Consider the following 22,945-nt stretch of genomic DNA (forward strand, 5'->3'; position numbering starts at 1 on the left):
GGCCGGCGGCTAGTTCTTGCCGAGGAACGCCGCGTCGGACTCGTCGAGCCGTCGCGCGAGCGCGTCGCGCAGCTCGTCCTGGTCCTGGAGGCCCGGGTCGCGTTCCAGCAGCCGCTCGGCCTCAGCACGTGCGTCCATGATCAGGTCGGCGTCGCGGACGACACGCAGGAGGTTGAGCGAGGACCGCCCGCCCGACTGGCGTTCGCCCAGGACGTCGCCTTCGCGGCGGAGCTCGAGGTCGACCCGGGCGAGCTCGAACCCGTCGTCCGACGCGGCCACGGCGTCGACGCGTTCGCGCGAGGGGGTCTCGGCCTCGGCGGTGGTGACGAGCAGGCAGACGCCCGCCCACTGTCCGCGGCCGATGCGGCCGCGGAGCTGGTGCAGCTGGGAGACGCCGAACCGGTCGGCGTCGAGGATCGCCATCATCGAGGCGTTCGGCACGTCGACACCGACCTCGATCACGGTGGTCGCGACCAGGACGTCGACGTCGCCGGCCGCGAACGCCGTCATCACCCGGTCCTTCTCGTCGCCCGACATCCGGCCGTGCAGGACCTCGATGCGGCGGCCCTGCAGGACCGGCATGGTGCGCATCCGCTCCGCGGTGGCCAGGACGGTCGCCGGGGCGTGCTTCGGTGCGTCGTCGCCCTCGGTCGGCGGGGCGGGCTCGCCGTCGTCCTCGGCGTGGGCGTCGTCGATGGCGGGACAGACCACGAACGCCTGACGACCCGTCGCGAGTTCCTCGGCCATGCGGGTCCAGATGCGGGACTCCCACGCGGGGTGCTCGGCGAGTCCGACCGCGTGGGTCTCGACGCCGGCACGTCCGGACGGCATGCCGGCGATCGTGGAGACGTCGAGGTCGCCGAACACCGTCATCGCCACGGTGCGCGGGATCGGCGTCGCGGTGAGCACCAGCACGTGCGGTGGCGTCCGGCCCTTCGTCCGCAGGGCTTCACGCTGTTCGACGCCGAACCGGTGCTGTTCGTCGACGACCACCAGGCCGAGCTCGGCGAAGTCGACGCGGTCGCCGAGCAGCGCGTGCGTGCCGACCACCAGTCGCGACCCCCCTGACGCCGCGGCCAGCAGTGCCCGGCGGCGTTCGTCAGTGGACTGCGAACCGGTCAGGATCACCGGGCGGAGCTCGGCCGCCAGGTCGGGGCCGAGGAACTTCACGATGGAGCGCAGGTGCTGCGCGGCCAGGACCTCGGTCGGGGCGATGAGGGCGGACTGCCCCCCGGACTCGGCGACGGTCAGCATCGCGCGGATCGCCACCAGCGTCTTGCCGGAGCCGACCTCGCCCTGGACCAGCCGGTGCATCGGCCACGAGCCGGCCATGTCCTGCGCGATCTCCGCGCCCACGGTCTGCTGGTCGTCGGTCAGGGTGAACGGGAGCATGGCGTCGAACCGCTCGAGGATCCCCCCGGGCGAGGCGGTGCGGGGTGTCGAGGCGGTCGCCCGGGCCGCGATGCGTCGTTGGACCAGGGCGGTCTGCAGGACGAATGCCTCGCGGTAGCGCAGGGCGTCCTGCGCGCGTTTGAAGTCGGCGACCTTCTCGGGCCGGTGGAGCAGTTCCAGGGCGCGACGGAAGGGCACGAGGTCCAGGCGTGTCCGCACGGAGGACGGCACGGGGTCGGCGATGTCCGGCAGGGTGTCGAGCACCACCGCCATGGCCTTGGCGATCTGCCACGAGGACAGGGACGCCGTCGCCGGGTAGATCGGGATCGGCTGCCGCGAGAACCGGATCGCCTCGTCCGACTCGGGGTCGGCGGTGGCGCGCGGGTCGTCGGCGTCGAACAGCTCGTAGTCGGGATGCGCGAGCTGCCGAGCGCCGCGGTAGTCACCGACCTTGCCGGCGAAGATGCCGCGGGCGCCCACCACCAGGTCCTTCGTCCGCCAACCCTGGTTGAAGAAGGTCAGCGTCAGCAGCCCCTTGCCGTCGCCGATCTTGGCTTCGAGGATCGATCCGCGGCGCTGGCGCATGGTGCGTTCGCGCACGTCGACGACCTCGGCCACGATCGTCACGGACTCGCCGATCGCGAGCGAGTCGAGCGCTGTCAGGGCCCCGCGCTCGGCGTAGCGGCGGGGTGCGTGCTCGAGGAACTCGCCCACGGTGCGGTGTCCGAACGCCTTCTCGATCGCCTTGGCCGTTCGCCCGCCGAGGACGTTCGCCAGGCGGGTGTCGAGCGGGGCGGCGCCCCACTCCGTCGCCGCGGGGGCAGCAGAGCCGGCTGTGCCGTCGGCGGGCGCGCCCGCCGGTGCGGCGGCTCGGGAGGTGACCACAGGGCAACGGTACCCGTCACCGCCGACGCGTCACGAGCCTCCCGGGCGGCCTGTGGAGAACTCCGGTCGGGGCGCTGACGGCCGCTACGGTTGCTCCATGACCCGCATCATCGCCGGTGGCGCCGGCTCCCTGACGCTCCGGGTGCCGAAGTCGGGCACCCGCCCGACCAGCGACCGCGTGCGCGAGGCGCTGTTCTCGTCGCTGCAGTCGCGCGGGCTCGTCGACGACACGTCGGTGGCCGACCTGTACGCGGGGACGGGTGCGCTCGGGCTGGAAGCGGCCTCGCGCGGGGCGGTCGAGGTCGTCCTGGTCGACCGGGCGCCGGCGGCGGCGACCGCCTGTCGCGAGAACGCCCGTGCCGTGCAGCAGCGCGTCAAGGGCGTGCGGATCGACGTGTTCGCGCAGCCCGTGCTCGGGTTCCTGCGCGGGACCGTCCGCACGTTCGACCTCGTGTTCATCGACCCGCCGTACGACGTCGCCGAGACCGAGATCACCGAGGTGCTCGAGACCCTCACACCGAAGCTCACCCCCGACGCCGTGGTGGTCGTCGAGCGCAGCAAGCGGTCGCCCGAGCCGACGTGGCCTGCCGGTCTCGAACCGTTCAGCAAGCGCAGCTACGGCGAGACCGTGGCGTGGGAAGCCGTGGTCGCCGCGGGCTGAGCCGCGCCCGTCCGCGAGCCCCGCCCCGCGCGACGACTCCGACGTCGGACGACACCGGCCGTGTCGTTCCGGTGGCCCTCCGAGTGTCGGAACATGCAGACGCAACCAACGACACCGCACGCGTCGAACACCTCGTGCCGTGTCGGGACATGCGGACGCATCCCATGCATCCGCAAGCAACGACACCGCACGCGTCGAACGCCTCGTGCCGTGTCGAAACCTGCGGACGAACGCAGCGACACCGCCTCAGCCCGCGGCACCGTCCCAGTCCGCGTACGGGTCCCACCCCGTCGTCGGCACCGGCTCCCCCGCACGCAGGACGTCCGCCGCCCCGCGCGCCACGACGACGCCGAGCCGCCGGAACCCCGCGGGCAGCACGACGTCCGCGGGGAAGGTCGCGAGCAGCCCGTGGTCCTCGCCGCCGTGCAGCGCCGCGTCGTCGTCGACCACACCGGCATCGAGGGACAGCGTCACGCCGCTCGCACGGGCCAGGCGCCCGCCGTCGATCGCCAACCCGTCCGACAGGTCGAGCATCGCCGTCGCGCCCGCCTGGGCAGCAGCGCTCCCGGACCCGATCGGCGGCACCGGGCGACGCTGCCGCGCGACGTCCGGGTCCTCGTCGAGCCCGTTCGCCCGCACCGCCGTCGCAGACGGAGCGCCTGCACCGTCGACCCCGGACCGGAACAGCCGCCCCAGCCCCCGCGCCGCCCCGAGCTCCCCCGCGACCGCGAGCACGTCGCCGACGCGTGCTCCCGTCCGGAGCACCGGCGCCCGCCCCTGCAGATCGCCGAACGCCGTCACGGCGAGGGTGAACGCCGACGACGTCGACAGGTCGCCCCCGACGACGCCGATGCCGGGCGCGAGCGCGTCCACGGCGAGTCGGAACCCGTCCGCGATGCCCTCGAGCGCCGCCACCGGGGTGTCCTGCGGCGCGGCGATCGCGACGACGAGCCCGGTCGGCACCGCGCCCATCGCCGCGACGTCGGACAGGTTCGTCGCAGCGGCCTTCCACCCCACGTCCTCGGGCGAGGACCATGCCCACCGGAAGTCCGGACCGTGCACCATCATGTCCGTCGTTACGACGAACCGACCGTCGGGTGCCGCGACCACGGCGCAGTCGTCACCGGGCCCGACCAGCGGACTGCCGGACGGCAGCCGTGCGGTCACGCGTTCCAGCACCGCGAGCTCCCCGAGCTCCCCCACCGTCGGTCCGGTCCACACGTCCGCTGCGTCCACACGAGAACGGTAGCCTGGACGTCGATGTCCACCGCACGCCGCTTCCTCGCCGCCCTGGGTGTGACGGTCGCCCTGGCCGCGGGGCTGACGGGCTGCACGAACGCCGTCGCGCTGACCGCCGCACCATCCGCGAACGCCGCCGCCTGCGCCACCGCCCAGGTCCGCCTGCCCGACACCGTGGACTCGAAGTACGCGCTCCGCAACACCAACGCCCAGGCGACGGCTGCGTGGGGCGACCCCTCCGCGGCGCTCTACCACTGCGGCGTCGCGGTGCCGACGGTCTCCGACCTGCCGTGCTTCACGAAGGGCACGGTCGACTGGATCCGCGATGACGAGGGCAAGCGGGTCATCTACACGACCTTCGGTCGCGACCCTGCGGTGCAGGTCGTCATCGACTCGACGAAGACGACGGACCAGGTCCTGCAGGACATCGGCACCGCCGTGTCCTCGCTGCCGAAGGACGGGCACAAGTGCCTCGACCCGTCGGACGTCAACGGCTGACGGCCCGACCACCCAACGGACCGCGCGACCACCCATCGGACCAGAGGCCCCGTGCCGGTCCGGCACCGGGCCTCCAGTCCGGTCGGACGCGCGTCAGCGCACCGCGACCCGGCCGAGCTCGATGAGCTCGGTCACGAGCTCCGGGTAGCTCAGTCCCGTCGCTGCCCAGCAGCGCGGGTACATCGAGAACGGCGTGAAGCCCGGCATCGTGTTGACCTCGTTCACGACGAAGCCGTCATCAGTCAGGAAGCAGTCGACGCGCGCCAGGCCGGAGCCGCCGATGGCCTCGAACGCGCGGGCACCGATCGAGCGGATCGTGTCGGTCTCGACGTCGGTGAGGGGCGCGGGACACAGCAGCTGCTCGTCCCCGCCGAGGTACTTGGCGGCGAAGTCGTAGAAGCCGTCCTCGGCGACGACGATCTCACCGGGCAGGCTGGTGCGCGGGACACCGTCACGGCCCTCGAGCACGGCGACCTCGACCTCGCGGCCGACCACCCGGGGCTCGACGATCACCTTCGAGTCGTGCTCGAACGCCAGGTGCATCGCCGCTGCCAGCTCGTCCGGCCCGTCGACGCGCGAGACGCCCATGCTCGACCCGGCGCGGGCGGGCTTGACGAACAGCGGCCAGCCGTGGGCGGCGATGGTCTCGGCGACCCCGAGTTCGTCCGCGAGCCACTCGCGTCGCAGGACGGTGGTCCAGGGCGCGACGCGCAGGCCCGCGTGCTCGAGGACGGCCTTGGCGACGTGCTTGTCCATCGCCAGCGCACTGGCGAGCACCCCGTCGCCGGCGTAGGGCAGCCCGGCGGTCTCGAGCATGCCCTGGATCGTGCCGTCCTCGCCGAAGGGACCGTGCAGGATCGGGAAGACGACGTCGACCGGGACGGTGGTGACCGAGCCGTCGGCGTGCTCGACGGTCAACGCCCGGGCTTCTGCGGCGGTCGGGAACCGCACGCGCGTGCCGTTGTCGGGCACGACGGGCAGGTCGTCACCGCGCAGTGCCCACTGCGTCGGGTCGTCGGACTGCAGCGTGAACGCGCCGTCCTTCGTGATGCCGACCGGCACGATGTCGTACGCGTCGCGGTCGACGGCGTCCATGATGCCGCCGGCGGTCACGCAGCTGATCTCGTGCTCGCTCGACCGACCGCCGAACAGGACGACGACGACGGTCGTGGGGGCGGGGGCGTTCTGGCTCATGGGCGCTCCAGTCCGGTTGGTCGGACCGGTCACTCGCCCTGGGGCTCGTCGGTCTCGGTGAGGTGCGGCGCGATGTTGCGCGGATCGAGCCTACCGGCGAGGACCTCGGCCACCTGCCCCACGATGGGCATGTCGACACCGTTCGCGGCGGCGAGCTCGAGGATCGGCGCGACGGACGCCAGCCCCTCGGCGGTCTGGTTCATCTGCCGGACGACCTCGTCGAAGCGGTAGCCCTGCCCGAGCAGCCGGCCCGCGGTGTTGTTGCGCGAGAGCGGCGACTGGCACGTGGCGATGAGGTCGCCGAGGCCCGCGAGCCCGGACAGGGTCGACGGCTGCGCCCCGAGGGACACCGCGAACTCCGTCATCTCGGCCAGGCCGCGCGTGATGATCGACGCCTTGGTGTTCTCGCCGTAGCCGACACCGTCGACGATGCCGATCGCGACGGCGATCAGGTTCTTCAGCACCCCGCCGAACTCGGTGCCGATGACGTCCGTGTTGATGAACGACCGGAAGTAGGGGTTGGTCGCGACCGCGGCGACCGCGCTGGCGGTGTCCGCGCTCGACGAGGAGACCACGGCCGCGGTGGGCTGACGCCGGGCGATCTCGAGCGCCAGGTTGGGCCCGCTCGCGACGGCGATCCGGTCCTGCTCGATGCCGAGCCCCTCGAGCAGGACCTCGCTCATGCGCAGACCCGTGCCCTTCTCGACGCCCTTCATCAGGCTGACGACGGGCACGCCCGCGGGGAGCAGCTCGCGGATCGCGGCGAGGTTCGACCGCAGCGTCTGGGAGGGGACCGAGACGTAGACCTGCTCGGCACCGTCGAGCACCGCCGCCAGGGACGTCGACGCGGTCAGCGTGCGGGGCAGGTTGATGCCGGGCAGGTACTCCGAGTTCCGCTTCGTCTCGGTGATCTCGCGGGCGACCTCGGGACGCCGGGCCCACACGACCGTGGACGCACCGCCCTCGGCGAGCACCTTCGCGAAGGTGGTCCCCCAGCTGCCGGCACCGATCACGGCCACGCGCGGCTTGTCGGTCGACTGCATCACGACGCGGATGGCCGCGGTGTCGACGGCACCGCGGGCAGCGGCGGTGGGGTCCGGGTGGTCGTCGTGCGGGCGGAGGCCGGGGGCCCCGGTCGAGTCACTCAAACTTGCCGGTCTCCTTCTGGTGGTTCGCGGACGGGTCCCAGCGTTCCGCCGGAGCCGTCTCGCCGCGCAGTTGTTCGACCAGCGCGGTGATCTCGGCCATGAGCTGCTCGGTGACCTCGCCGAGGACCTGCTGGTCGAGCGGGCGGCCGCGGTACGCGGACAGGTCCATCGGCTCGCCGAACAGGATGTCGACGTGCGCGCGGCGGAACAGGTTGAGCTTCTTGGAGTACCGCGGCATGATCCGCTGCGTGCCCCAGTGGGCCATCGGGATCAGCGGCACGTCATTCTCGAGCGCGATCCGTGCCGCCCCGGTCTTGCCGCGCATCGGCCACAGGTCGGGGTCCCGCGTGAGGGTGCCCTCGGGGTAGACGATCACCGCGCCGCCCTGCTCGACCAGGCTCCGTCCACCGCCGAGCGGGTCGTTCAGCCGGGTCCGGCCGGACCGCTCGACGGGGATCTGTCCCATGCCGGTCATGAGCTTGCCGACGACGGGCACGCGGAAGATCGAGGCCTTCGCCAGGAACCGCGGGAGCCGCCGACTGACCCACACGGCGGTACCGACCACCAGCGGGTCGATGTTCGTGTAGTGGTTCGGCGCCACGACGAACGCACCGTGCTCCGGCAGGCGGTTCGGGCCGTGCCAGCGGTAGGCCGACACCCACCGGAACAGCGGGATGACGAACACGGAGGTGATCCGGAAGGCGGTGTTCCGCTCGCCGCGCTTCCACCGTCGCCCGGGGTTGGGCAGACCGGTGGTCACGCGGTCGAGCGAGCGCCCGCCGGTGGTGTCGTCCGCCACGTCAGCCGGCGAAGTCGAAGTCCGCGCCGAGCTTCCGCAGCTTCGGGATGAAGTGCTCGTACCCGCGGCTGATGATGCCCACGTTCGTGATGTGCGACTCGCCCTCGGCGGTCAGCGCGGCGATGAGGTGGCTGAAGCCGCCGCGCAGGTCGGGCACGCGGACGTTGGCGCCGTGGAGCTTGGTCGGGCCGGTGACGACCGCGGCCTGCTCGAACGGACGACGGGCGACGCGGCGGTCGTGCCCGGGCAGCCCCTCCTTGTGCACGACGATGTCGGCACCCATCTCGTTGAGGGCGTCGGTGAAGCCGAAGCGGTTCTCGTACACGGTCTCGTGCACGACGCTCTGTCCCTCGGCCTGCGTCAGCGCGACGACGAGCGGCTGCTGCCAGTCGGTCATGAAGCCCGGGTGCACGTCGGTCTCGATGACGACGGGCTTGAGGACGTCGAGCTCGCGGTAGAACCGGATCCCGTCCTCTTGGATGTCGAACCCGCCGCCGACCTTGCGGAAGACGTTGAGGAACGTCATGAGCTCCTGCTGCTTCGCGCCCTCGACGAAGATGTCGCCGTTGGTCGCGAGCGCGGCGGAGGCCCAGCTCGCGGCCTCGTTGCGGTCGTTGATCGCCCGGTGGGTGTAGCCGCGCAGCGACTTGACGCCCTCGATGAAGATCGTGCGGCTGGGCTCGACCGTGATGATCGCGCCCATCTTCTGCAGGATCGCGATGAGGTCCATGATCTCGGGCTCGATCGCGGCGTTGCGCAGCTCGGTCACGCCGTCGGCCAGGGTCGAGGACAGCAGGACCTGCTCGGTCGCACCGACGCTCGGGTACGGCAGCTCGATGTTCGCGCCCTTGAGGCCGTTCGGCGCCGTGATGTGGATGCCGGAGATCTGCTTGTCGACCACGGCCCCCATCGCGCGCAGGGCGTCGAGGTGGAAGTCGATCGGGCGGTCGCCGATGCGGCACCCACCCAGGTCGGGGATGAAGGCCTCGCCGAGCTTGTGCAGCAGCGGGCCGCAGAACAGGATCGGGATGCGGCTGGACCCGGCGTGCGCGTCGATCTCGGCGAAGTGCGCCGACTCGACGTTCGACGGGTCGAGGATGAGTTCGCCTCGTGCAGGATCGGTGATGCGCACGCCGTGCACCTCGAGCAGCGCGCGGACGACCTTGACGTCGGAGATGTCCGGCACGTCCTTGAGGATCGACGGCGTGTCACCCAGGAGCGACGCGACCATCGCCTTCGTCGCGAGGTTCTTCGCGCCACGGACCTCGATGCGTCCGACCAGCGGCTTGCCACCGCGGATGACGATCTCGTCCGACTTGAGTCCCACGCGCGCCCCTGCGGCCGCTGCGTCCTGTACGAGAGAGTTCACTACTTCACCGGCAATGTTTTCGGCCGCCAGCTTGCCCGGCGGGATTCGAACTCCGTGATCGAGGTCTCGTCACGGAGGGTGAGCCCGATGTCGTCGAGCCCTTCCATCAACCGCCAACGAGTGTAAGCGTCGATCTCGAAAGCCACGTCCACATCGCCCAGCGACACGCGCTGCGTCACGAGGTCCACCGTCGCCTCGATCCCCGGGTTCGCCTCGATCTCGGCCCACAGACGCTCGACGTCGGGTTCGGTCACCATCGCCGTGACGAGGCCCTGCTTGCCAGCGTTGCCCTTGAAGATGTCCGCGAACCGGGGCGACACGACGACGGAGAACCCGAAGTCGCGCAGCGCCCACACGGCGTGCTCGCGGGACGACCCGGTGCCGAAGTCGGGCCCGGCGACGAGCACCCGGGCGCCCTGGTAGCGCTCCTGGTTCAGGACGAAGTCGGGGTCCTGCCGCCAGCCGGAGAACAGCGCGTCCTCGAAGCCCGTCTTCGTGACGCGCTTCAGGTACACGGCCGGGATGATCTGGTCGGTGTCGACGTTCGAGCGCTTGAGCGGCGCGGCGATGCCGGTCACGGTGCTGATCTTGTCCATCAGTGGGTTCCTTCCAGGACGGCCTCGGCCTCGGTGGACTCGAGGTCCCACGGGCTGGACAGGGTGCCGCGCACCGCCGTGGCGGCGGCGACGAGCGGGGACACCAGGTGGGTCCGGCCGCCCTTGCCCTGGCGTCCCTCGAAGTTGCGGTTCGAGGTCGACGCACAGCGCTCCCCCGGCGCCAGCTGGTCGGGGTTCATGCCGAGGCACATCGAGCACCCGGCGAAGCGCCACTCCGCACCGAAGTCGGTGAAGACCTTGTCGAGCCCCTCGGCCTCGGCCTCGAGCCGGACCCGCGCGGAGCCCGGGACGACCATCACCCGCACGCCGTCCGCCTTGGTCCGGCCCTGGATCACGGACGCGAAGGCCCGCAGGTCCTCGATGCGGGAGTTCGTGCACGAGCCCATGAACACCGCGTCGACCGCGATGTCCTTCATCGGCGTGCCGGCCTCGATGTCCATGTACTCGAGCGCGCGCTGCGCTGCAGCCTGGTCGTTCGGGTCCGCGTAGTCCGTCGGGTTCGGCACCGACTCGGAGAGCGACACGCCCTGGCCGGGGTTGGTGCCCCACGTGACGAAGGGCTCGAGCGCGTCGGCGTCGATGAACACCTCGGCGTCGAAGACCGCGTCGTCGTCGGTCGCCAGGGTGTCCCAGTAGGCGACCGCTTCATCCCAGTCGGCCCCGGTCGGTGCGTGGTCGCGGCCCTGGACGTAGTCGTACGTGGTCTGGTCGGGCGCGACCATGCCGGCACGCGCACCGGCCTCGATCGACATGTTGCAGATGGTCATCCGGCCCTCCATCGAGAGCGCCCGGATCGCCGAGCCGCGGTACTCGAGCACGTAGCCCTGCCCGCCGCCGGTGCCGATCCTCGCGATGACCGCCAGGATGACGTCCTTCGCCGTGACGCCGGGGCGCAGCGCCCCCTCGACGGTGATCGCCATCGTCTTGAAGGGCTTGAGCGGCAGGGTCTGCGTGGCCAGGACGTGCTCGACCTCGCTCGTGCCGATGCCGAACGCCATGGCGCCGAACGCCCCGTGGGTCGAGGTGTGCGAGTCGCCGCACACGACCGTGATGCCGGGCATGGTCAGCCCGAGCTGGGGACCGACCACGTGCACGATCCCCTGCTCCTTGTCGCCCAGCGAGTGGAGGCGGACGCCGAACTCCTCGCAGTTGCGGCGCAGGGTCTCGATCTGGGTGCGGCTGGTCGGGTCGGCGATCGGCCGGTCGATGGCGAGCGTCGGGGTGTTGTGGTCCTCGGTCGCGATGGTGAGGTCGAGACGCCGGACCGGACGTCCGGCCTGGCGCAGCCCGTCGAAGGCCTGCGGGCTGGTCACCTCGTGCACCAGGTGGAGGTCGATGTAGAGGAGGTCCGGGTTGCCGTCCTCGCCCTTCACGACCACGTGGTCGTCCCACACCTTCTCGGCGAGCGTCCTGCCCATGACGGTCCTGCCCTTCATCTCGTCCGGCGATGCTAGCACCGTTGGTATACCAACGACGGACCAGACGGGAGGCCCCACTCACCTTCGGCGACACCTGTCGCGGTGGGAGGATGGTCGGGTCATGACGCAGCTCCCGCACTCATCCCGCACCGTGAACCTCGAGGGCGCCGCGCGCGCGGCGATCGCGGGCGGCGTCCCGCTCGCGGCGCTCATCGCCCTCGGCATGCCCGGGTACGCGGCGTTCGCGATGTTCGCGGGCTTCACGGCGATCTTCGGGCAGACCGAGCCGTACCGGCAGCGTGCGGTGACGACGGGCATCGCCGGCGCCCTGCAGACGCTGTGCATGTTCGCAGGCATCGCGGTCTCGATGCTCGGGGCTCCGCTGTGGCTGCAGGCCGCCGGGCTCGTCGTGGTGCTCGTCGTCGCGGTGTGCACCCTGAGCACGCTGCGGTCGATCCCCGCCCAGCCGATCTTCCCGACCTTCGCGTTCGTGGTCTCCGCGCTGGTCCCGCTGCGTGCCACGGACCTGCCGCTCGTCACGGCGATCATCCTCGGGTCGGTCGCGTGGGCGTGGCTCGTGGCGATGTCCGGCGCGGTGGTGCGCCGTGCCCTGCACCCGCGCGCGCCGCACCGCTTCCGCCCCATCGCCGAACCGAAGCACCGCTCGCTCGCGGTCCTGCGCACGCGCGCCCTCTGGGAGACCGTCGGACTCAACGTCGTGGGGGCCCTGGTCGCGGGGGCCGTCGCCGAGGCGGTCCCGGGGCTCGGCCACCCCTACTGGGCCGTGATCGCGGTGGTGTCGACGCTGCCCGCACTGCGACAGCGGCACACGGTGCTCCGGGCGTTCCAGCGGTTCATCGGCACGATCGGCGGCACCGTGATCGCGGTGGGCATCCTGCTGCTCGAACCGGGCCTCTGGTGGATCGTCGTGATCGCCGTGGTCGGGCAGTTCTTCGCCGAGGTCTTCGTCGCCCGCAACTACGCGGTGTGCTTGCTCTTCCTCACCCCGCTCGCGCTCGCGGTGTCGTGGTTGAGCGTGCCCGAGGCACCCGAACTGCTGGCACTCGACCGGGTCGCACAGACGACGCTCGGCGCGCTCGTCAGCGTCGCACTGCTGGTCGTCGGACGCGCCATCGAGCGCCACCGCGGCCGGGCACTCGGCGTGACGAGCACGATCCGGACGGTCTGACCCGAGACGCCGGCAACCGCACAGCGCGGACCGCGCAGGTCCACGCGCCTAGCGTGGGATCGTCATGAGCGCCGATCACCGCAAGCCCGCCGAGCCCGACCAGGCTCCCGCCGTCGACCACCACGCCGCGCACCACGTGGCCGCGACGGCGACCCCGAGTCCCCCCGAGCATCCCACCTCCCCGCCGCCGTCCGACGACCAGCCGGACCCGAACCGGTGGAAGGCCCTCGTCATCTGCCTGCTCGGCGGTGGCATCGTGCTGCTCGACGTGTCGATCGTCAACGTCGCCCTGCAGTCGATCTCGGCCGGCCTGCCAGGAGCGACCCCCGAGGCCGTGCAGTGGATCCTGTCCGGCTACGCCCTGTCGTTCGGACTGCTCCTCGTGCCGGGCGGCCGACTCGGCGACGCCTCGGGCCGACGACGGATGTTCGTGATCGGCGTCGGGCTGTTCACCGTCGCGAGCGCGCTGTGCGGGTTCGCGCCGAACGGGCTCGTCCTGGTCATCGCACGCCTGGTGCAGGGACTGGCGGGCGGTCTGCTCACCCCGCAGGTCACCGCCCTCATCCAGCAGCTGTTCCGCGGCAAGGAGCGCGGGACCGCGTTCGGGCTGTTCGGCGCGACCGTCGGCATCGCGACCGCGATCGGCCCGCTCATCGGCGGGCTGCTGATCACCGCGTTCGGCACCGAGAACGGGTGGCGGTTCGTGTTCTTCGTGAACCTGCCCGTCGGACTCGTGACGATCCTCCTGGCGTTCCGCTACCTGCCCGCCGCTGCGAAGGCGGCACGCGGCAAGCGCCACGACTTCGACCCCGTCGGGATCGCCCTGCTGGGCGCGGCGGTCGTCGCCCTGCTGCTGCCGTTCGTGCAGTCCGAGGTCTGGAAGAGCGGCACGAAGTGGTGGCTCATCGTCGTCGCCGTCGTGCTCGCCGTGGCCTTCGTGCTGTGGGAGCGCCGGTACTCGCGCACGAAGGAGCCCGTGGTCGACCTCGGCCTGTTCCGCCGCCGGTCCTTCTCGCTCGGTGTCGGTCTGGCCACGCTCTACTTCGCCGGGTTCACGCCGTTGTTCTTCGTCCTGACCCTGACCCTGCAGTCGGGCCTGCACTACTCGGCGCTGCTCGCCGGCGCCACGTCGGTGCCGTTCGCGGTCGGTTCGGGCATCGCCTCGACGATCGGCGGCCGGATCGTGCACCGGTTCGGACGGCAGCTCATCGTCATCGGGACGATCCTGGTGCTCATCGGCCTGGGTGCGGTGGTGTGGGTCGTGTCGAACCACTACGGACCGGACCTGGGGTGGTGGCTCATCGCGCCGCTGCTCGTCGCGGGCATCGGCTCCGGCCTGACCATCTCGCCGAACCAGACCCTGACGCTGTCCGAGGTCCCGGTCGAACAGGGCGGGTCGGCCGGTGGGCTGATCCAGGTCGGCGCGCGCGTCGGGTCGGCGATCGGGATCGCGGCCGTCGGCAGCGTGTTCTACGCGGCGCTGGCCAGTTCGGACGGCGACCACACGACCGGGCTGCCGCTCGGGCTCGGGGTGTCGCTGGCGTTCGTCGGCGCCGCGCTCGTCGCCGGGCTGGTCGACGTGCTGGTCGGCCGCGCCCACGGCACGCAGGCGACGGTCTGACGCCCGTCCCCACGCGCGAGAGCGACAGTTCCCCGCCGATGATCGGCCGGGATCTGTCGCTTCTGCGCTGACGAGGGGTGCGGGCAGGCGCGATAGGTCGCCCCGGTGGAGCACTGCCGGTGCGCTGACGGACGGGAGGCCCGGTGCCAGCTGGCACCGGGCCTCCCGTCCGTCGGTCCCCACGTCGTCACGTGACCCGGCCCCGCCCGGGCGCGCACGTCACGCAGGTGGCCGCGCCGTCGGTGGCCGCCGACATGCTGGGGGCATGACCGATCCGTACCGACTCGTGCCGACCGCTCCCCCGCTCGACGACTACCTCCGGCTCCGGACCGACTCCGGACTCTCGCCGCGGAACGCCGGACAGGGGGCAGGAGCGATCACCGGCAGCTGGTCGTTCTGCCACGTGGTCGACGCGGTCGGCCGACCGGTGGCGATGGGCCGCACGATCGGCGACGGCGGGTGGTACTTCCACATCGCCGACATCGCGACCGACCCGGCGCACCAGCGGCGCGGCCTGGGTCGTCAGGTGGTGACGTGGCTGCTCGACGACATCCGGAGCAGGGCCCCCGAGGGAGCGTACGTCACACTCATCGGGGACCCGCCCGGGCAGCGTCTGTACCGGTCGCTGGGACTCGACGACGTGGCGCCGAGCCTGGGGATGGCGCTGGTGCTCTGACTAGCGGGGCTGGATGTTCCAGGCGTCGATGACGGGACGGCCGTGCTCGTACCCGAGCACGCTGACCGAGGCCGTCGACAGCGCGAGCACCGCGCCGTCCTGCGGCGCGAGCCGGATCCAGGCGGCGCCGATCGCCCGCAGCACGTGGCCGTGGGCGACGAACACCGCGTCCTGCCCGTCGGCGAGCACCGGACGGGCACGGTCGAGCACCCGCTCGGCCCGGACACGGACCTCGGCCGCGGACTCGCCGGGCGTGTCACCGGCGGGGACACCGTCGGTCCACAGGTCCCACGGTCCGTGGCGCTGCACCTTGATCTGCGGCGTGGTCAGTCCCTCGTACGCGCCGTAGTCCCACTCGTACAGGTCCTCGTCGATGTCCGGGTCGACGCCGATGAGCGCGGCGGTGTCTCGCGCGCGCCGGAGCGGACTGGACAGCGCGAGCGCGAACTCGCGGTCCGCCAGGAAGCGGCCGGCACGCTCGGCCTGCTCGATGCCGGCGTCGGTGAGCGTGATGTCCGTGCGGCCCGTGTGCTGACCGCTCTTGGACCACTCCGTCTCTCCGTGACGGACGAGGACGAGTTCGCCGGGGCGTTCCGAGGTCATGAGTTCCTTCCGAGCAAGAGGCCGAGCGCAGCTGCGCCGACCGAGACGACGAGCATGCCGAGGCCGTTGAGCACGGCGAGCCGGGTCTTGCCGGACTGCAGCAACCGCACGGTCTCGACACTCGCCGTCGAGAACGTCGTGTACCCACCCATCATGCCCGTGCCGAGCACCGCGACCACCGGGAGGGCCAGGATGCCCGCCTCGCCCAGGCCGGTCAGCAGCCCGAGGACGAGGGACCCGCTGACGTTGATGACCATCGTGCCGAGCGGGAAGCCGGTCACCCGCGCCTTCACCACGCCGTCGAGGACGAACCGCAGCGCGGCCCCGGCACCGCCGCCGACCGCGACCAGCAGGAGGTCGAGCGCGCTCATCGTGCACCGCCCCTGCGGCGCGTCCGGGCGGCGAGCGCCAGTCCCCCGACGACCGCGACGAGTCCGAGCACGACGGACAGCAACGCGTACCCGCTGCCGGCACCCCAGCGTCCGTCGGTGAGCAGCCGGGCGGTGTCGTCCGCGAGCGTGCTGTAGGTCGTGAAGCCGCCGAGGACACCCGTGCCCACGAACAGCCGGACGGTCTGCCGGCGGCCCTCGTCCGGACCGCGCCGGGCCAGGTGCTCGAGGAGCAGCCCCAGGCAGAAGGCCCCGACCACGTTGATCCCCAGGATCGTCCAGCTGACGCCGTCGACGGCGGAGGCGGCCTCGGCCAGGACAGCACGGACGGCGGTCCCGATGGCGCCGCCCAGGGCGACGAGTCCGATCAGGTGCCAGCGGAGATGGGATGGTCGTGCGGCGTTCACATGACGATCTTGGCCCGTCCGGAGCCGGACGTCCTACGCTCGGGCGCAGACGGCACCTCGCCGCTCGACCGAAGGGACGACCAATGGCCATCAACGACGACGACATCACGACGGACCCCCAGAGCGCCGGCGAAGGCCCCGCCGACGGCGGCGCGAACCCGAACGGCCACGACGGCGGCGCAGACGGCTCCGCCGACGCCGGCGAAGGCCCCGCCGACGGCGGCGCGAACCCGAACGGCCACGACGGCGGCGCGGACGGCTCCGCGTGAGCCGAGGGCTCGAGACGGTGGGGACGGCGAGCGCCCTCCAGCGGTGCGTCGCCGTCCCGGCCGACGACTTCGCCAGCGACTACTGGGGTCGTCGCGCGCTCCTGAGCAGCGCGGACGACCTCGGCTCGACGTACGACGACCTGTTCTCCACCGCGGCGGCCGACGAGCTGCTCTCGGTCCGCGGTCTCCGGACGCCGTTCATCCGGATGGCGAAGGAGGGCTCGGTCCTGTCGCCGCAGGCGTTCACCGCGCCCGGTGGGTACGGCGCCGAAGTCGGTGACCAGGTCAGCTCCGAGAAGGTGCTGGCGGAGTTCGCCGCCGGGTCGACGATCGTGCTGCAGGGTCTGCACCGCACGTGGCCACCCCTGCAGGAGTTCACCCGCCGGCTGGTCGCGGAACTCGGGCACCCGGCCCAGGTCAACGCGTACATCACCCCGGCGTCCTCGCGCGGCTTCGACCCGCACTACGACGTGCACGACGTGTTCGTGCTGCAGATCGCCGGCGAGAAGCGCTGGGTCATCCACGAGCCCGTCCACGAACTGCCCTTCGCCGACGAGCCCTGGAGCGACCGGCGCGACGCGGTCGCCGCACGGGCTTCCGGCACCCCGGCGATCGACACCGTGCTGCGCCCGGGCGACGCGCTCTACCTGCCGCGCGGGTACCTGCACTCGGCGACCGCGCTCGGCGGCACCACCATCCACCTGACGATCGGGATGCCCGCCGTCACCCGGTCGGACCTGGCGCGGGTCCTCGTCGAACGGGCGCTCCGCTCCGACGCCCTGCGCGCGTCGCTGCCCCTCGGCGTCGACCTCGCTGACCCGGAGCAGATCGCGGCCGAGGTCCGGGCGGCCGCGGAGGACCTGGTCGCCGCGCTGACGACGACGGACGACCAGTCCGCCGCCGTCGCTGCCACCGTCGGAACGCGGTTCCGACGCTCCACGCGGCCCGAGCCCGTGCGGCCGCTGCACACGATCGAGTTCTCGGCAGCGCTGACCGGTGCCGACACGGTGCGCTGGCGTGACGGCCTGCCGACGGACGTCCGCATCGAGGGCACCCGGGTGGCGGTCGTCCTGCCGTCGGGGACCGTCCGGCTCCCCGCCGTCTGTTCCGAGGCGCTGCACGCGCTGACGGACGGCGACGGCCACCGTGTCGGCGCGCTGCCGGGGCTCGACGAGGACGACGCGGTCGTCGTCGTGCGACGGCTCCTGCGGGAAGGCGTGCTGGTACCCGCCTCGTGACCGAGTGGCGCCGCACCGGCCCGTCCGACCCCGGACGCCCCCGCTCCGGGGGCGGGCCGGCGTGCAGCGCGGGGTCACGGCTGCGCGACGAGGACGTGTCCGCGACGGCGTCGCCCGGCAGACGGTGGTTGCTCGTCGAGGTCGCCGGTGCCTGGGGCTGGAACGTGTGGACGGAGTCCCCCGTGCTCGACCCCGAGGTCGGCGCGGCGCTGGCGCGTCGGGTGCAGCACGCCGGCATGCGGATCCTGGCGGTGCGGCGACCCGGTCGGTCGCGCGGTTCAGGCCGGTGGCGGTGGGCCGTGGTCGATGCCGAACGCGCGACGACGCGGTGGGGCGAGGTCTCCGACCCGCGGCAGCTCCTGACCCTGCCGCTCGACGGCAGCACGGGGACCCCCTCGGACCAGGCCCTCTTCGCGGTCTGCGCGCACGGTCGACACGACGAGTGCTGCGCGGTCCGGGGTCGGTCCGTCGCCGAGCGCCTGTCCGGGGCCTACCCGGACGAGACGTGGGAGTGCTCGCACCTGGGCGGCGACCGCTTCGCCGCCACCATGATGCTCTTCCCGCACGCGGTCAACCACGGACGGGTCGACGAGCACGACCCCGTCGCGATCGCCGACGAGTACCTGCACGGCCGGATCGCACAGCAGGGCTTCCGCGGGCGAGCGACCCTGTCGCACGTCGAGCAGGCCGCCGTCGCCGCGGCGGTGCAGCACACCGGAGACACCCGACTCGAGGCGTTCCGACCGGTGGCGGCGACCGAGCTCACGACCGAGCCGGGCGGGTGGTCGGTCGATCTCTCGGCGCGGACCGACACGGCGGCGGAACCGCAGACGGACGCCGGCACCAGGACCATCCGGGTCCGGCTCGAGCACGTCCTGACCGGTCCGACGTTCACCACGTGCCGGGCGACGGTCGCGGTGGAGATCCCCCGGTTCGTCGTCCGGGACCTCACCGTGCTCGGCTGACGCGGGAGCGATGACAGCGCCCGCGGACGCCCGCGCCGACGACGCCGAGACGCCCGCGCGGACGACACCGAGGGACGACCGCACCGACGGATGCCCGCGCCGATGGATGCCCGCGCCGACAACGACAGAACTCCCGCCGGACGATGTCCGACGGGAGTTCTCGTGGTGACCCCAGCGGGATTCGAACCCGCGTTACCGCCGTGAGAGGGCAGCGTACTAGGCCGCTATACGATGGGGCCGCGGCAAGCATGTTGTCGGAATCGGAGGGTAGCCACCGTGGTGACCCCAGCGGGATTCGAACCCGCGTTACCGCCGTGAGAGGGCGACGTACTAGGCCTCTGTACGATGGGGCCGTTCCGACAACTCGACAAGTATGGCACAAGCCCCGCACGGTGCCAAAACGAGGCGTGTCGACCGGGTGCGCCGTCGGACGGACCGTCAGACGGTCATGGACTCCCCCGGCCGCAGCACGACGAGTTCCCCGGCGGGTTCGACGGCCTGCCGCAACCGGTCGACGTGCATCTCCAGGCCCACCTCGGACAGCGTGGCCTCGTGCACGGGGTAGGCGCGGCCCGGCGCGACCGCGGCGACGTAGTCCATCATCTCGGCCACCTTGAGCCACGGGGCACCGACCGGAGCGGCCAGCACCTCGACGGGGACACCCGGCACCGTCCAGCTGTCGCCGGGGTAGAACAGCCGCCCGTTGACCAGGACCCCGGTGTTGTCCACCACCGGGACGGACGAGTGGATGACGTTGTGCCGGGTGCCGTGGAACGTCAGGTCGAACGGCCCGACCGCGCGTCGCGCACCGTCCGAGACGACGTCCACGTGCACCGCAGCTCCGGCGAGCGCCCGTGCGACCCCGGCCGGACCGAACACCAGGGCGCCCGGGTTGGCCAGCAGGATCCGCTCCAGCTGCTCGGTCGTGACGTGGTCCGGGTGCTCGTGCGTGACGACGACCGCCACGACGCCGTCGACGTCGACCGGCCGGGTGAACCCGCCGGGATCGAGCACCAGTCGTGCACCGCGCTCCTCGACGACCTGGCACGCGTGTTCGAGCTTCGTCACCTGCATGCGGCTGAGCGTACGCGGCGCCGCCCCGCCCCGACCCGCCTGCCACCTACCGCGGCGCCGCCGTGGTCGCCCGCACCAGGAGCGTCGCCGGCGCCGGGGGCACTGGTACCGGCGCGTGGCCGTCGACCTCCGCGAGCACCGCCAGCGCCGCCGTCCGTCCCTGTGCCTCAGGGTCCTGCACGACGGTCGTCAGGCCCACGACCTCGCCGTACTCGTGCCCGTCGATCCCGATGACGGACAGCTCCCCGGGGACGTGCACGCCGAGCCGAGCGGCCGCCACCAGCACGCCCAGCGCCATCTCGTCGGAGGCACAGAACACGGCGGTGGGCCGGTGCGGACGGGGCACCGCCAGCAGTGCCGACCCGGCAGCGCAGCCACCGGCGAACGAGAACCGTCCGTCCACGAGCCACCCTGGCGGCACTGAGCAGCCCGCGGCGTGCATCGTCGCCAGGAACCCGTCCCGGCGCAGGTACGGCACGGCGACGTTCATCCCGGACTCGTCCTGACCGCCGACGTACGCGATCCGCCGGTGGCCGAGCCCGAGCAGGTGCCCGACAGCCAGACCGGCGACCCGCAGGTCGTCGACACCCACGTTGCGCAGCCCCGGTGCCGGTCCGCCGATGACGATCATCGGGTGGTTGCTGCCCTGCAGTTCGTCCCGCTCGGTCTCGTCGAGCACGAGCGACAGCAGCACGAGCGCGTCGACCCGGTGGCGCAGCATCGACCGCCGGAACGCCCGGTCCCGGTCCCCCAGCGGCCCGCCCAGGTTGTACAGCACCAGGTCGTGGCCCGCCCGACGCAGTTCGGCGTCGATCCCGCCGAGGGCCCTGACGTAGAACCAGCGGTCGATGACCGGCAGGACCACCCCGACGGCGCGCTGTCGGCCGGTGGCCAGGCCGGCCGCCGCCGAGCTCGGCACGTACCCGAGTTCGGCAGCGACCCGCTGCACCTGGTCGATGGTCGCGTCGGCGACCGACGGCAGGCCGCGCAACGCCCGGGACACGGTCGCCTTGGACAGGCCGGTGACGGTCGCGATCTCCTGGATCCCCACCGGACGACCCGCCCGACCGTCAGCGGTGCGCGCGGCGGTCGTCGACGCCGGCGGACGCGGTCCTCCGGAGCACGCGCACCCGCCACCGGTGGAGGACGACCACCGCCAGCACGCAGGCCAGCAGCGTCAGCGCCCACCCGAGCGCCGGACGCCCCGTGAGCTCGCAGAACACCGTCACGAGCAGGAACGCGACGCCGAAGAACCCGACGAAGCCCATGGCCTCCTCGATCGGTGCGACCGGGGTCCGAGGAGCACGCAGCGCCATCGCCCGTCAGCCCTTCACGCCGCCGGCGGTCAGGCCGGCCACGATGCGTCGCTGGAACACGAGCACCAGGATCACGAGCGGGATCGTGACGATCGTCCCCGCGGCCATCACCGCGGTGTACGGCTCCTGGTGCGGCTGGGTGCCGGCGAACGACGCGATCGCGACGGTCACCGGCTGGGTGGCGTCCGACGACAGCTGCGACGAGATGAGGTACTCGTTCCAGCTCGAGATGAACGCCAGGATCGCCGTGGTGAACACGGCCGGCGCGGCCAGCGGCAGGATGATCCGCCGGAACGCCTCCACGCGCGTGCACCCGTCGATGCGCGCCGCCTCTTCCAGGTCCCACGGCATCTCGCGGAAGAAGCTCGCGAGCGTGTAGACGGTGAGCGGCAGCACGAACGAGATGCTCGGCAGGATCAGCGCCTGGTAGCTGCCCATCCACCCGATGTCCGTGAAGAGCTGGAACAGCGGCGAGATGAGGGCGACGCCCGGGAACATCGACGCGGCCAGGATCGCGCCGGCGATGAGCGACTTGCCCTTGAACTCGAGCCGGGCCAGCGCGTAGGCGGCGCTCGTGCCGACGAGCAGCGCGATGATCGTCACGACACCGCCGATGAGCAGGCTGTTGAGCAGCGCCCGCCCCAGGTGGTTGCCCAGCGCGGTGGAGAACGCCGTCGTGTAGTTGTCGAGCGTCACGTGCGTCGGCCACGGGGTGGCGTCGAACGTGAAGCCGACGTCCCGGAAGCTCGTCACGACCATCCAGTAGAACGGCAGCAGGCACCAGACCGCGATGACGACGGCCTGCACGGCGGTGCGGACGCGGGGGCCGGTGTCGCGCTTGACGCGGACGTCAGCGCGGTCGATCGACCGCTCGCGGGTGCGGGTCGTGGACCGTGGCCGGTCGGCTGCGAGGGTCACTTGAGTTCACCCTTCTGCTGTGCTGCCTGCGTCTGCACGACGTTCGCCCCGAGGAAGCGGACGAACAGGAAGGCGACGATGAAGATGACCAGGAACGTGATGGTCGACAGGGCGGACGCCGAGTTGAACCCCTGCCGGATCTGGTCCACGACCAGGATGGACAGCGTGGTCGTGGCGTTGCCGGAACCACCGCCGCCGCCGGTGAGGATCGCGGGGAGGTCGTACATGCGCAGCGCGTCGAGCACGCGGAACAGGACCGCGACCATGAGCGCGGGCTTCAGCAGCGGCAGGGTGATCAGCCAGAAGCGCTGCAGGGTGGACGCGCCGTCCATCTTGCCGGCCTCGTAGACGTCCTCGGGGATCAGCTGCAGCCCCGCCAGGATCAGCAGCGCCATGAACGGGGTGGTCTTCCAGGTGTCGGCGATGATGACCGCCCACCGGGACGCCCACTCGCCGCTGGTCCACAGGATCTGGTGCCCGATGACGTGGTTGAGCACGCCGTTCGCGTCGAAGATGAAGTACCAGAGCTTGGCGGTGACGGCGGTGGGGATGGCCCACGGCACCAGGATCGCGGCGCGGACCAGAGCACGGCCCCGGAAGTTCCGGTTCATGATGATCGCCATCCACACGCCGATCACCGTCTCGAAGGCGACGGTGACGATGGTGAAGAAGACCGTGTTGCCCATCGACACCCAGAACTGCGAGCCGAGGCTGCCAGGCGGGCAGGTGACGTTGCCGCACTGCTGGCCGAGCCAGTGCGCGTAGTTCGTGACGCCCGCGAAGCCGCCCTGCACGAACAGGCCCGTCGCCTTGTCGAGCCCCTGGTCGAGCTGGAAGGACTGGATGACGGCGCTGACGACGGGGTAGCCGATGACGATCGCCAGCAGGACGATCGTCGGGCCGATCAGGTACACGGCCCACCGGCCGTGCTCGGCGTTGAGTCCGCCGCGGCGTCGCTTCTGCGGTTCGAGCCCACTGGGGTTCGGGATCGCTGCGGGGATCTCTGTTGCTGCTGACACGGACGGCCTCCTTGCCGGTGTCGGGACACGAGTGGGGCCGG

At 72.0% G+C, this 22,945-nt stretch carries 24 protein-coding genes, 2 tRNA genes and 1 pseudogene; 8 read left to right on the plus strand and 19 right to left on the minus strand.

Translation table 11 applies throughout. The features are described from left to right. Positions 1 to 9 precede the first annotated feature (9 nt). Positions 10 to 2,169, minus strand: coding sequence for an ATP-dependent DNA helicase RecG (locus DEJ13_RS10955; RefSeq protein ID WP_111107841.1), 2,160 nt, complete (start codon positions 2,167 to 2,169; stop codon positions 10 to 12). Positions 2,170 to 2,374: 205 nt separating this feature from the next. Between DEJ13_RS10955 and DEJ13_RS10960 the strand changes: the two genes are divergently transcribed. After that, positions 2,375 to 2,938 (plus strand): RsmD family RNA methyltransferase, encoded by a 564-nt coding sequence (locus DEJ13_RS10960; RefSeq protein ID WP_111107813.1) that lies wholly within the window; start codon positions 2,375 to 2,377, stop codon positions 2,936 to 2,938. 246 nt (positions 2,939 to 3,184) lie between these two features. Here the strand turns inward: DEJ13_RS10960 and thiL are convergent, their stop codons facing one another. Continuing rightward, positions 3,185 to 4,174 carry a thiamine-phosphate kinase gene (gene thiL, locus DEJ13_RS10965; RefSeq protein ID WP_284158057.1) on the minus strand — a complete coding sequence of 330 codons (990 nt, stop codon included), beginning with the start codon at positions 4,172 to 4,174 and terminating at the stop codon, positions 3,185 to 3,187. A gap of 24 nt (positions 4,175 to 4,198) precedes the next feature. Between thiL and DEJ13_RS10970 the strand changes: the two genes are divergently transcribed. Continuing rightward, positions 4,199 to 4,675: a DUF3515 family protein gene (locus DEJ13_RS10970; RefSeq protein ID WP_111108167.1), complete on the plus strand. Its 477-nt coding sequence runs from the start codon at positions 4,199 to 4,201 to the stop codon at positions 4,673 to 4,675. Between the two features lie 93 nt (positions 4,676 to 4,768). On the opposite strand, the gene DEJ13_RS10975 is transcribed toward DEJ13_RS10970, so the two are convergent. From DEJ13_RS10975 to leuC, 6 genes are all read right to left on the minus strand, one after another. Then, entirely contained in the window at positions 4,769 to 5,869 is a 1,101-nt protein-coding gene (locus DEJ13_RS10975) for a D-alanine--D-alanine ligase family protein (RefSeq protein WP_111108166.1), read from the minus strand. Positions 5,870 to 5,898: 29 nt separating this feature from the next. Then, the gene (locus tag DEJ13_RS10980) at positions 5,899 to 6,912 is read right to left on the minus strand and encodes an NAD(P)H-dependent glycerol-3-phosphate dehydrogenase (RefSeq protein WP_111108171.1); all 1,014 of its coding nucleotides are present in this window, start codon (positions 6,910 to 6,912) and stop codon (positions 5,899 to 5,901) included. 97 nt (positions 6,913 to 7,009) lie between these two features. Beyond that, entirely contained in the window at positions 7,010 to 7,816 is an 807-nt protein-coding gene (locus DEJ13_RS10985; protein WP_258374207.1) for a lysophospholipid acyltransferase family protein, read from the minus strand. A 1-nt stretch (position 7,817) separates the two neighbouring features. Continuing rightward, a complete protein-coding gene (gene murA, locus DEJ13_RS10990) occupies positions 7,818 to 9,185 on the minus strand; it encodes a UDP-N-acetylglucosamine 1-carboxyvinyltransferase (RefSeq protein WP_056126083.1) in 1,368 nt (455 codons plus the stop codon). Then, positions 9,185 to 9,781, minus strand: coding sequence for a 3-isopropylmalate dehydratase small subunit (gene leuD, locus DEJ13_RS10995; protein ID WP_111108165.1), 597 nt, complete (start codon positions 9,779 to 9,781; stop codon positions 9,185 to 9,187). Before leuD ends, murA begins: the two co-directional genes overlap by 1 nt. Next, positions 9,781 to 11,220, minus strand: coding sequence for a 3-isopropylmalate dehydratase large subunit (leuC, locus tag DEJ13_RS11000; protein ID WP_111108164.1), 1,440 nt, complete (start codon positions 11,218 to 11,220; stop codon positions 9,781 to 9,783). The genes leuD and leuC overlap by 1 nt, the downstream gene beginning before the upstream one ends. 121 nt (positions 11,221 to 11,341) lie before the next feature. Between leuC and DEJ13_RS11005 the strand changes: the two genes are divergently transcribed. The 3 genes from DEJ13_RS11005 to DEJ13_RS11015 all read left to right on the plus strand — a co-directional run bounded on the left by DEJ13_RS11005 (position 11,342) and on the right by DEJ13_RS11015 (position 14,706). Continuing rightward, positions 11,342 to 12,409, plus strand: a complete 1,068-nt coding sequence (locus tag DEJ13_RS11005) for an FUSC family protein (protein ID WP_181437151.1) — start codon at positions 11,342 to 11,344, stop codon at positions 12,407 to 12,409. Positions 12,410 to 12,473: 64 nt separating this feature from the next. Further along, the gene (locus DEJ13_RS11010; RefSeq protein WP_111108162.1) at positions 12,474 to 14,030 is read left to right on the plus strand and encodes an MFS transporter; all 1,557 of its coding nucleotides are present in this window, start codon (positions 12,474 to 12,476) and stop codon (positions 14,028 to 14,030) included. A 265-nt stretch (positions 14,031 to 14,295) separates the two neighbouring features. Next, positions 14,296 to 14,706 carry a GNAT family N-acetyltransferase gene (locus DEJ13_RS11015; protein WP_111108161.1) on the plus strand — a complete coding sequence of 137 codons (411 nt, stop codon included), beginning with the start codon at positions 14,296 to 14,298 and terminating at the stop codon, positions 14,704 to 14,706. On the opposite strand, the gene DEJ13_RS11020 is transcribed toward DEJ13_RS11015, so the two are convergent. The 3 genes from DEJ13_RS11020 to DEJ13_RS11030 are packed head-to-tail and all read right to left on the minus strand — an operon-like array spanning position 14,707 to position 16,105. Then, positions 14,707 to 15,309, minus strand: a complete 603-nt coding sequence (locus DEJ13_RS11020; RefSeq protein ID WP_111108160.1) for a histidine phosphatase family protein — start codon at positions 15,307 to 15,309, stop codon at positions 14,707 to 14,709. It abuts the gene before it with no gap. Further along, positions 15,306 to 15,680 (minus strand): fluoride efflux transporter CrcB, encoded by a 375-nt coding sequence (gene crcB, locus DEJ13_RS11025; protein ID WP_111108159.1) that lies wholly within the window; start codon positions 15,678 to 15,680, stop codon positions 15,306 to 15,308. The genes DEJ13_RS11020 and crcB overlap by 4 nt, the downstream gene beginning before the upstream one ends. After that, positions 15,677 to 16,105, minus strand: coding sequence for a fluoride efflux transporter FluC (locus tag DEJ13_RS11030; RefSeq protein WP_111108158.1), 429 nt, complete (start codon positions 16,103 to 16,105; stop codon positions 15,677 to 15,679). Before DEJ13_RS11030 ends, crcB begins: the two co-directional genes overlap by 4 nt. Before the next feature lie 83 nt (positions 16,106 to 16,188). Here DEJ13_RS11030 and DEJ13_RS11035 point away from each other — a divergent pair, with 83 nt between their 5' ends. The 3 genes from DEJ13_RS11035 to DEJ13_RS11045 are packed head-to-tail and all read left to right on the plus strand — an operon-like array spanning position 16,189 to position 18,577. Beyond that, entirely contained in the window at positions 16,189 to 16,374 is a 186-nt protein-coding gene (locus DEJ13_RS11035; RefSeq protein WP_111108157.1) for a hypothetical protein, read from the plus strand. Then, positions 16,371 to 17,612 carry a cupin domain-containing protein gene (locus DEJ13_RS11040; protein WP_111108156.1) on the plus strand — a complete coding sequence of 414 codons (1,242 nt, stop codon included), beginning with the start codon at positions 16,371 to 16,373 and terminating at the stop codon, positions 17,610 to 17,612. Before DEJ13_RS11035 ends, DEJ13_RS11040 begins: the two co-directional genes overlap by 4 nt. Next, entirely contained in the window at positions 17,609 to 18,577 is a 969-nt protein-coding gene (locus DEJ13_RS11045; protein ID WP_111108155.1) for a ferredoxin family protein, read from the plus strand. The genes DEJ13_RS11040 and DEJ13_RS11045 overlap by 4 nt, the downstream gene beginning before the upstream one ends. A gap of 163 nt (positions 18,578 to 18,740) precedes the next feature. Here the strand turns inward: DEJ13_RS11045 and DEJ13_RS11050 are convergent. From DEJ13_RS11050 to DEJ13_RS11080, 8 genes and pseudogenes are all read right to left on the minus strand, one after another. Continuing rightward, a tRNA-Glu gene (locus DEJ13_RS11050) sits at positions 18,741 to 18,816 on the minus strand. A 38-nt stretch (positions 18,817 to 18,854) separates the two neighbouring features. Further along, positions 18,855 to 18,930 (minus strand) — tRNA-Glu (locus tag DEJ13_RS11055). An 85-nt stretch (positions 18,931 to 19,015) separates the two neighbouring features. Next, a complete protein-coding gene (locus DEJ13_RS11060; protein ID WP_111108154.1) occupies positions 19,016 to 19,651 on the minus strand; it encodes an MBL fold metallo-hydrolase in 636 nt (211 codons plus the stop codon). A 46-nt stretch (positions 19,652 to 19,697) separates the two neighbouring features. Continuing rightward, positions 19,698 to 20,600: a LacI family DNA-binding transcriptional regulator gene (locus tag DEJ13_RS11065; RefSeq protein ID WP_349815054.1), complete on the minus strand. Its 903-nt coding sequence runs from the start codon at positions 20,598 to 20,600 to the stop codon at positions 19,698 to 19,700. After that, positions 20,574 to 20,705 (minus strand): annotated as a pseudogene (locus DEJ13_RS18145) (LacI family DNA-binding transcriptional regulator); the annotation flags it as partial. The pseudogene DEJ13_RS18145 and the gene DEJ13_RS11065, both read right to left, overlap by 27 nt. Positions 20,706 to 20,721: 16 nt before the next feature. Further along, positions 20,722 to 20,967 (minus strand): hypothetical protein, encoded by a 246-nt coding sequence (locus DEJ13_RS11070; RefSeq protein WP_235515567.1) that lies wholly within the window; start codon positions 20,965 to 20,967, stop codon positions 20,722 to 20,724. A gap of 6 nt (positions 20,968 to 20,973) precedes the next feature. Next, positions 20,974 to 21,831 carry a carbohydrate ABC transporter permease gene (locus DEJ13_RS11075; protein ID WP_258374210.1) on the minus strand — a complete coding sequence of 286 codons (858 nt, stop codon included), beginning with the start codon at positions 21,829 to 21,831 and terminating at the stop codon, positions 20,974 to 20,976. Between the two features lie 50 nt (positions 21,832 to 21,881). After that, a complete protein-coding gene (locus DEJ13_RS11080) occupies positions 21,882 to 22,904 on the minus strand; it encodes a carbohydrate ABC transporter permease (RefSeq protein WP_111108151.1) in 1,023 nt (340 codons plus the stop codon). Between the last annotated feature and the right edge of the window lie 41 nt (positions 22,905 to 22,945).

Origin of the sequence: Curtobacterium sp. MCLR17_007 (assembly GCF_003234655.2) — a bacterium.
In the GTDB taxonomy this organism is placed as follows: domain Bacteria; phylum Actinomycetota; class Actinomycetes; order Actinomycetales; family Microbacteriaceae; genus Curtobacterium.

Excerpts from the sequence above, each read along its gene's own strand:
- DEJ13_RS10960 (WP_111107813.1), top strand. The coding sequence starts at position 2,375 with ATGACCCGCATCATCGCCGGTGGCGCCGGCTCCCTGACGCTCCGGGTG.
- DEJ13_RS10970 (WP_111108167.1), top strand. The coding sequence starts at position 4,199 with ATGTCCACCGCACGCCGCTTCCTCGCCGCCCTGGGTGTGACGGTCGCC.
- DEJ13_RS10975 (WP_111108166.1), bottom strand. The coding sequence starts at position 5,869 with ATGAGCCAGAACGCCCCCGCCCCCACGACCGTCGTCGTCGTCCTGTTC.
- DEJ13_RS10980 (WP_111108171.1), bottom strand. The coding sequence starts at position 6,912 with ATGCAGTCGACCGACAAGCCGCGCGTGGCCGTGATCGGTGCCGGCAGC.
- leuD (WP_111108165.1), bottom strand. The coding sequence starts at position 9,781 with ATGGACAAGATCAGCACCGTGACCGGCATCGCCGCGCCGCTCAAGCGC.
- leuC (WP_111108164.1), bottom strand. The coding sequence starts at position 11,220 with ATGGGCAGGACGCTCGCCGAGAAGGTGTGGGACGACCACGTGGTCGTG.
- DEJ13_RS11005 (WP_181437151.1), top strand. The coding sequence starts at position 11,342 with ATGACGCAGCTCCCGCACTCATCCCGCACCGTGAACCTCGAGGGCGCC.
- DEJ13_RS11010 (WP_111108162.1), top strand. The coding sequence starts at position 12,474 with ATGAGCGCCGATCACCGCAAGCCCGCCGAGCCCGACCAGGCTCCCGCC.
- DEJ13_RS11015 (WP_111108161.1), top strand. The coding sequence starts at position 14,296 with ATGACCGATCCGTACCGACTCGTGCCGACCGCTCCCCCGCTCGACGAC.
- DEJ13_RS11020 (WP_111108160.1), bottom strand. The coding sequence starts at position 15,309 with ATGACCTCGGAACGCCCCGGCGAACTCGTCCTCGTCCGTCACGGAGAG.
- crcB (WP_111108159.1), bottom strand. The coding sequence starts at position 15,680 with ATGAGCGCGCTCGACCTCCTGCTGGTCGCGGTCGGCGGCGGTGCCGGG.
- DEJ13_RS11035 (WP_111108157.1), top strand. The coding sequence starts at position 16,189 with ATGGCCATCAACGACGACGACATCACGACGGACCCCCAGAGCGCCGGC.
- DEJ13_RS11060 (WP_111108154.1), bottom strand. The coding sequence starts at position 19,651 with ATGCAGGTGACGAAGCTCGAACACGCGTGCCAGGTCGTCGAGGAGCGC.
- DEJ13_RS11070 (WP_235515567.1), bottom strand. The coding sequence starts at position 20,967 with ATGGCGCTGCGTGCTCCTCGGACCCCGGTCGCACCGATCGAGGAGGCC.